Here is a 6,944-nt window from a genome sequence, read left to right on the forward strand (position 1 = left end):
TGTAAATCTTAAAACGGAGGATTATAACTGTTATGATAAGGGTTATAACTTTAACTACGAGGTAATGATTTGTTGCAGTGCTTCTCTTAAGCAGGCGCCTAGTATAGGTATAGTTGCTTAGTTAAGCAAGCTTTATTTTAAAAAAACTTAAAAAAACTCAAAACCTTATTAAAAATAAACTTAGCAACCCATCTGTACCTTAGGCAACCAGTAGCGTTAACCTACTGACTAATACACAATTAATGCACAACAAAATAAAAGCTAGCAAAATAACAAATAATACTGAACCTCATCAAAAATAAGCTTATGATAATAGGTACAATAAAACAAAAGAAATAAGTTAGAATAAAAGAGGTAAGTTATTTAAGAGAACTGCGTTGACTGTCATTTGTCTAGCGCTTCATTTGGCTATACAATCTATCCATATACCCCCTGAACTTATATTAGAGGTATTGCTATGAGCTATAAACATATACTGTTAGTCACTGACCTACGCTCTGATGCGGACATCGTTGCCCAAAAAGCAAAAATCATCCACTCACGCCAACAAAATGCGAAGCTATCTGTATTGCACATTATTAAAGATACTGTGGTTGGGTTTGGTTATGAGATGGTACCTGCAGCAAGTCTCTATGATGAAATTGATGATGAGCGCTGTCAAAGTGCACAAACAGACTTAGCGGAGTTTTTGAATCGTAATGGTCTAGAGAGTAATCAGCAGGAGGTCACCACTGCCATCTCAAACAGTGAAGGTATTATCAACTATTGCAACAAGCATGAAGTTGATTTAGTGGTCATCGGCCGCCATGAGCGTCACGGTTTATCAGCGTGGATTAATGGTGCAACGGCAGACTGTATCTTACCCAATGTATCTTGTGATGTATTGGTGGTTAAGCTAGATAAGCCTGTTAAGCAGTAGCTATTTTTTGATAACCAACTCATCACAGGCGACAACTATACGCTTATCAAACAAATGCACCTATCAAACGAATAGATACACGTTAATAAGGAAAAATGAGTACATCTTGCATCTCATCAGTCCGTTATCGTGTATCTAGTGGCTATGTCGCATTGATGTAAATAAAGCTATTTATTCTATATAACTGTCAACTCTATACAGCCTCTAATACCTTTAAGCGTCTGGCAATCGCCATAGATAAATGGCCACACAAAAGCAGACCATAATCACCACCCAGGCTACCCAAAGTTGCGCCTCAGGCACTGTGAATAATAACATAGTGCTTGAGATGCTCATCATAATGCACGCCAGCCACTTTGCTCGGCGTGGCACTGCTCGGCGCTGCTCCCAATCGCGGACATATTGCCCCATATATTTGTGATTAATCAGCCACAAATAAAAACGCTCAGAGCCTCTTGCCCAGCATGCTGCTGACAACAAAATAAAGGGGGCTGTCGGCATCACAGGCAATACCGCTCCGATAACCCCTAATACAAAAAACACAAACCCTAATATTAAATAAATCCAGCGCATGTGCGCATATTTCGATTGATTAATACTACCAGTGTAACGAGGTTTTATAGGGTCTGTCATAACGTCTTAAAGCTCAGTGATGAAAGTGTAAGATTCTATATAGATAGCGTACATAGTATAGATAGCGTACATAGTGCTATGACAATAACACAGACTGACCGAGGCCATCATGCTTAGCAGCTAGCGCAACTTTAAGTGCCACTGCCGCATCAAAGCTGGCTGCACCCACTGATTTAAACAGTGACACACCAGAGCGAGCATCGACTACAAGATCTGAATTGACCAAATCTATCAGCTCACCGCTTAGCTTATCCCACGACCAGCCGCAGTCACTATTAGCATCGGCCTGAATTAAGTCACCAGCTTCGTGCTTACCACCTGCCAAATCATCAATCACCACATAAGCACAGGCCTCTATCACAGAGTCACTGACCTCTTTCATTTGCGGCTGATAAGCGCCCACCGCATTAATATGCGCATCCAACTTAATCTGATCTGCCTCAAAAAGGCCTTCGGTGGCACGGGTGGCTAGATTAATGATATCCGCCTCTTTAATGGCTTCTGCCACCGTATCACATACCTTAAAACTTACTTTCCACTGCGGATATTGCGCCATAAACTCATCTTTAAACTGCGCCGCTTTTGCAGTGGTACGGTTCCACAAGGTTACATGCTCAATCTTTGAGCATACGGTCAATACCGCATTTAACTGCTCATACGCCATCCCACCAGTACCAATAACTGCTACCGTTTGACTATCAGGACTGGCCAAATATTTGGTTGCTATCCCCGACAAAGCTGCGGTGCGCACTTGCGTGATATAAATGCCATCCATAAACGCTAAGGTCTCGCCTGTTGCAGTATTAGAGACGGTAATGGTCGCTACCGTCGTTGGTAAATCGCGCTGTGGATTGTCAGGGCAGATACTCACCAACTTCACCACGGCATACTCTTCTTCGCCATCAAAAACCACAGAAGGCATTGATAAATGAGTTCCTGTCTGATGACTATCGCTTTCGTTGTAGGTTGGTATAACTAAACGCTCAGGGCTTTTAACCCATTGAGAATGTTTAGATTGAATATTTAACATCTGCTCAATGGCTTCGATTGCCATAGGCATTGTCAGCTGTTCTTTGACAGTATTACGATCTAATATCTGCATAATCACCTTTTTTGTGGTCTATACCTTGAAATCAACGGTTGACTTCCTCCCCTCGCTAAACTGAGGAGATTCCTACATCTAGACGGTCAAGCCCGACCGCAAGGATGTTTTTCGCAGCATTGATATCTCTATCATGCCGTGTGCCACACTCAGCACACCTCCATTCTCTTATTCCAAGACCTGCTCTACCTTTCGGACTACTGGACATATCGCCACAGTGTGAGCAGATTTGGGTAGTGTATCTCTCATTTACTATCTCAAGCTGACAACTTGCATACTTGCATTTATATTCCAGTTGTCGCTTAAATTCAAACCATCCTGCATCGTATGTTGATTTAGCCAGTTTGGTCATCGAATTTGTAAATGAGCGTGATTTAACATCACCAACCACAATTAAGGCATTATCCTTAACTAATTGGGTGGTGAATTTGTGTATTGCATCTAATCTTGTGTTTTTTATTTTGGCATGGATTGCCTTAACACGCTTTTTGTTTTTAGCTCTTTGGGCAGCTGCTAGTTTTTTGCCCATTTTTGAGTTTGTTTGGTTGTCAGCTTATCACCATTTGAGGTAGTAGCTGACTTTGTTAAACCCAAATCAATACCGATACTCCCTTTACCACCCTCTTGTTTAGGAAAGTCTTTAACAGTGATACAGGCATACCAACGGTTACGACTGTCTTGTACTATCTCAAGCTTGGTTAATAGTTTGAAAGGCGTTTCTAGTCGGCTTATTCGCAAAAAGCAATATCCATCTATCTCTAAACAGTTATGGGGTAGTGCGTTGTGGTCACCCAGTTACTTTGCAGGTAGCTGTGGCGGTGCTCCAATTGAGATTATCCACCAGTATATCGAACAGCAAAATACGCCACACCAAACAGCTTTCTTTGCGTAAGTATGGCTACACAGTTGCCTTATATCTCCATCCTGAAGTCGGTGGATAAGACAACGTTGGATAAATATTATGGAATGAAACCATATTCATAAACAAGTTGACAAATGTGACCATTGTAACAGAGCTAGGACTTAGGACAGATAGGCGCTAAATTCGGGCTATAAATATAATGTAAATCTATGCCGTTTGGCATAGCCTGCCGTAGTTCAAAATTGGCCAAAAAATTTTGATGCAAATGCAATGACTTTTTAGGCTCAAACTTAATTAATTTAAGCTCTGAATAATGTGTCCCATCTTCTCGCTTTAGACCCATACCACTCATACTAGGTTCTAACTCATAGCTATGAACAGGAAGCTTATCAATATTGCCATTAGCATGACACTGAAACTGATGGATAACAATATGGTTATCCTTAAACTCTACTGTATGCGATATCCCATCAATCGTCTGCGTCATCGCCCAATACCCCTCACCAATTTCTTGAGGAAAAGTGTCGTTTTGATTAACTTGAATAACAGCACTAGTGACTGTCTCTGTAACAGAAGGAATCACTGCTTGACGCTGAGCACTCTGATCTATCAACTCTGCATAGGCATAACTTGATAACATTAAAAGACTTGTAAGGCCTGCCAGTAATTGTTTTTTCATTATTGATTCCTTAGTTTATAAATTTTAAGGCATAGTATATTTTAAGGCATAGTATATTGAATATAAGGTCTGTTGGACATTGGTATTTGTAGATAACAAATATAACATATAGACGTGCGTCATCAATGCTCAACAAATCCTAATCAAGATCCAGTTAAGCTATTGGCGTATCAACTCGCTTCGCAAAAAAGCCCACCAATGCCATGACGATTGTTGGAACAACCCAGCCTAAACCTACATCTGTTAAAGGTAGTGCATTAATTAAGCTTTGCCATGGGAAAGTGACAGACATCAGATCCGATAACGTCGCATTCAAAGCAAACAAGGTAGTCGTCCCAACCCCGAACACATAAGTTAAAGGTCGATGCGCAAGCACAGAATGTAGCAATGATAATAATACTAGCGCAATGCTAATGGGATATAAAAACATCATAATCGGCACTGCAATCGCTAAAACAGGGGCTAAGCCAAGGTTTGAAATCACCGCCCCCGTAACGGTAAAAATCATCACATAGACTTTATAACTTATAGTAGGAAAAAGACTCTCTGCGAAACTTGAACAGGCATTAATCAAGCCAATACAAGTGGTCAAACAAGCCAAAAGGACAATCATACCAAGTACAAAATTACCCAAATCCCCCATCAACAATCTGGCAGCGCTGGACAATAACACCGCACCATTATCATAGCCTTGCTCCTGATACATACTCAAACCAACCCAAGCCAAGCCCAAGTAAACCAAACCCAAGAAAAACCCAGCAACCAATGACGACTGAATCATAACTTTTACCAACTCTTGATTCATCACCGCTTGACTAACAGCTTCATCTTCATGACTAGTATCTTCATATAGCAACTTGCTATCCGCTATTTGCCCCTCATCACTTACAGCAGACACAGAAGGCTGCATAATCTGGATAATTGTAGCCGACAACACACTACCAAAGGCCAGTCCTGCTAGTGCATCAAGCGTAAAATAGCCTTCAATGATGCCTGCTGACAAAGGATTATTGGCAAATTGCTCAGTCGGTGCTTGTGTGCCTGGAGTCAAATGAATAAAAGCCAAACCACATAGCAGTGCAATAAATATCAATAAAATCGGGGTCAAAAACTTACCAATAAAATCAATTAAACGTCCCGACCTCACCGATGACAGATAACAGGTACTAAAAAATACAATCACATAAAGCACAAGGCTCATACTGTCTGGCAAATTAACAAACTGTTGAAACCCCATCTCGTAGCCCACGTTGGCCGCTCTTGGTATCCCATACATGACACCAATAGACAAATACACCAAGATAGCAAATATATAAGCAAAGGCGGGATGTACTCGGCGACCGATACCCAATAAGCCATCTGTTGACTTAGCGACCACAATTAAGCTTAATAAAGGTAGCGCAATGGCAGTCGCAATAAAGCCGATCACAGCGGGCGTAAACTGTGTTCCCGAATTCATACCCAGCATAGGCGGAAATATCAAGTTGCCTGCCCCAAAGAAAAAAGATAACAGCATAAAGCCTAAAAATAACGGATTAGCTTTTGCTGATACTGCCTTAGATCTGCTTGTTTTCATAATAATCTGGCCTTTTTTAGATAAGAATTAGATTTGGCTCTGTTTGTAAAATTTATAAAACTTTAAAAGGCTTCAAAAGTTTAAAAAGCCAACAATTGTATAGCAAGGTTAATAAGTTGGCAAAACTCAATGACAACAAATGACGATAAATCAATGCACTGCACTCATACATCATAAAAAATACCGCCAGCATTGAATATACTGGCGGTATTTTGTGAACGATCCTATTGGAAATCTTGACAACTATCCTGACATAGGAGCAACACATTTATTAAAAGGCAGGCACCCTAGCTGATACCGCCCTTATTAACGACATATAGGCTCAAGTTTTGATTTATAAACGTAAGAATAGTTTTGACCATTTGGCAATGCCTGCTGTAACTGGGGATCAGTAAAGCTTTGGTTTAATATCAGTGATTTTTTTGGCTCTACTTTCACCACTTTAATTGCCGAAAATACAGGCTCACTCTCATACTGAAGCCCCATTGCAGTTGCGCTTGGTCTTAGCTGATATTTTTCCATACCCAGCTGCTCAAACCTGCCGTCGACATAGCACTTAAAGCGGTAGTTATAGCTCATGTTATCTCGGAAGCTAACCACCGCCGCTTCACCGTTTATCCCTGAAGTCATGGCCCAATAGCCATCGTATACCGCTTGTGGCAACTGATAACTATTAGCGCTTTGAGTGGGCGAGGTGGGCGCCATGCCCGTACTGGCACAGCCAGATAGTAATAAACCGCCAATCACGGCAGCAGATGACAGCTTAAGAAGATGACGCATAATCGTTCCTTTTATTTTTATGGTTTAAGGGGAATTTAAGGGAGCTACTTCATAATAACGCGATTTGAAAGGTTTGCAAATATGATTGGTAAGTAAAATTGGATTAAGCTATGGAAATAAAAAAACCGCTACAGGGCAATCGCACTACAAATAATTTTTAGCAAACAGTTGTTCATTTGCTAATCATTTATAGATGTTATTATCAATTGTAAGACGAAAATCAGAAGAAAATAAGCTAAACGCATTTATTTTGGTTAATTTATCTAACTAATTTAGTTTTATTGCATAGTTATACTAACTTTAAGCGAGTATTTTCTATAGTGCGATTGCCCTGAAAACCGCTAGAGCAGTAGCGGTTTTTTCTTAAATATATACTAAAATACTTAGAAGCTG

The 6,944-nt window shown here is 40.5% G+C and carries 6 protein-coding genes and 2 pseudogenes; 2 read left to right on the forward strand and 6 right to left on the reverse strand.

Annotated elements, in window-relative coordinates:
* Positions 1-457: 457 nt before the first annotated feature.
* Complete coding sequence (locus tag H140_RS0111515; RefSeq protein ID WP_019673811.1) at positions 458-919, forward strand: universal stress protein; 462 nt, start codon at positions 458-460, stop codon at positions 917-919.
* A gap of 213 nt (positions 920-1,132) precedes the next feature.
* Here H140_RS0111515 and H140_RS0111520 read toward each other — a convergent pair whose 3' ends face one another.
* The 3 genes and pseudogenes from H140_RS0111520 to H140_RS14980 form a co-directional block, all read right to left on the reverse strand.
* Positions 1,133-1,552 (reverse strand): YbaN family protein, encoded by a 420-nt coding sequence (locus H140_RS0111520; protein ID WP_019673812.1) that lies wholly within the window; start codon positions 1,550-1,552, stop codon positions 1,133-1,135.
* Positions 1,553-1,628: 76 nt separating this feature from the next.
* Positions 1,629-2,654, reverse strand: coding sequence for an ornithine cyclodeaminase family protein (locus H140_RS0111525; RefSeq protein WP_019673813.1), 1,026 nt, complete (start codon positions 2,652-2,654; stop codon positions 1,629-1,631).
* Between the two features lie 55 nt (positions 2,655-2,709).
* Positions 2,710-3,356: pseudogene (locus H140_RS14980) on the reverse strand (RNA-guided endonuclease InsQ/TnpB family protein); the annotation flags it as partial.
* Between H140_RS14980 and tnpA the strand changes: the two are divergent.
* Positions 3,340-3,546: pseudogene (gene tnpA / locus H140_RS15625) on the forward strand (IS200/IS605 family transposase); the annotation flags it as partial. The pseudogenes H140_RS14980 and tnpA overlap by 17 nt on opposite strands.
* 124 nt (positions 3,547-3,670) lie before the next feature.
* Here tnpA and H140_RS14590 read toward each other — a convergent pair.
* The 3 genes from H140_RS14590 to H140_RS0111550 all read right to left on the reverse strand — a co-directional run bounded on the left by H140_RS14590 (position 3,671) and on the right by H140_RS0111550 (position 6,551).
* Positions 3,671-4,195: a hypothetical protein gene (locus tag H140_RS14590; protein WP_019673814.1), complete on the reverse strand. Its 525-nt coding sequence runs from the start codon at positions 4,193-4,195 to the stop codon at positions 3,671-3,673.
* 154 nt (positions 4,196-4,349) lie between these two features.
* Positions 4,350-5,771: a branched-chain amino acid transport system II carrier protein gene (brnQ, locus tag H140_RS0111540; protein WP_019673815.1), complete on the reverse strand. Its 1,422-nt coding sequence runs from the start codon at positions 5,769-5,771 to the stop codon at positions 4,350-4,352.
* A gap of 306 nt (positions 5,772-6,077) precedes the next feature.
* A complete protein-coding gene (locus H140_RS0111550; protein WP_019673817.1) occupies positions 6,078-6,551 on the reverse strand; it encodes a hypothetical protein in 474 nt (157 codons plus the stop codon).
* Positions 6,552-6,944 lie beyond the last annotated feature (393 nt).

It is taken from the genome of Psychrobacter lutiphocae DSM 21542 (assembly GCF_000382145.1).
Classification (GTDB): Bacteria; Pseudomonadota; Gammaproteobacteria; order Pseudomonadales; family Moraxellaceae; genus Psychrobacter; species Psychrobacter lutiphocae.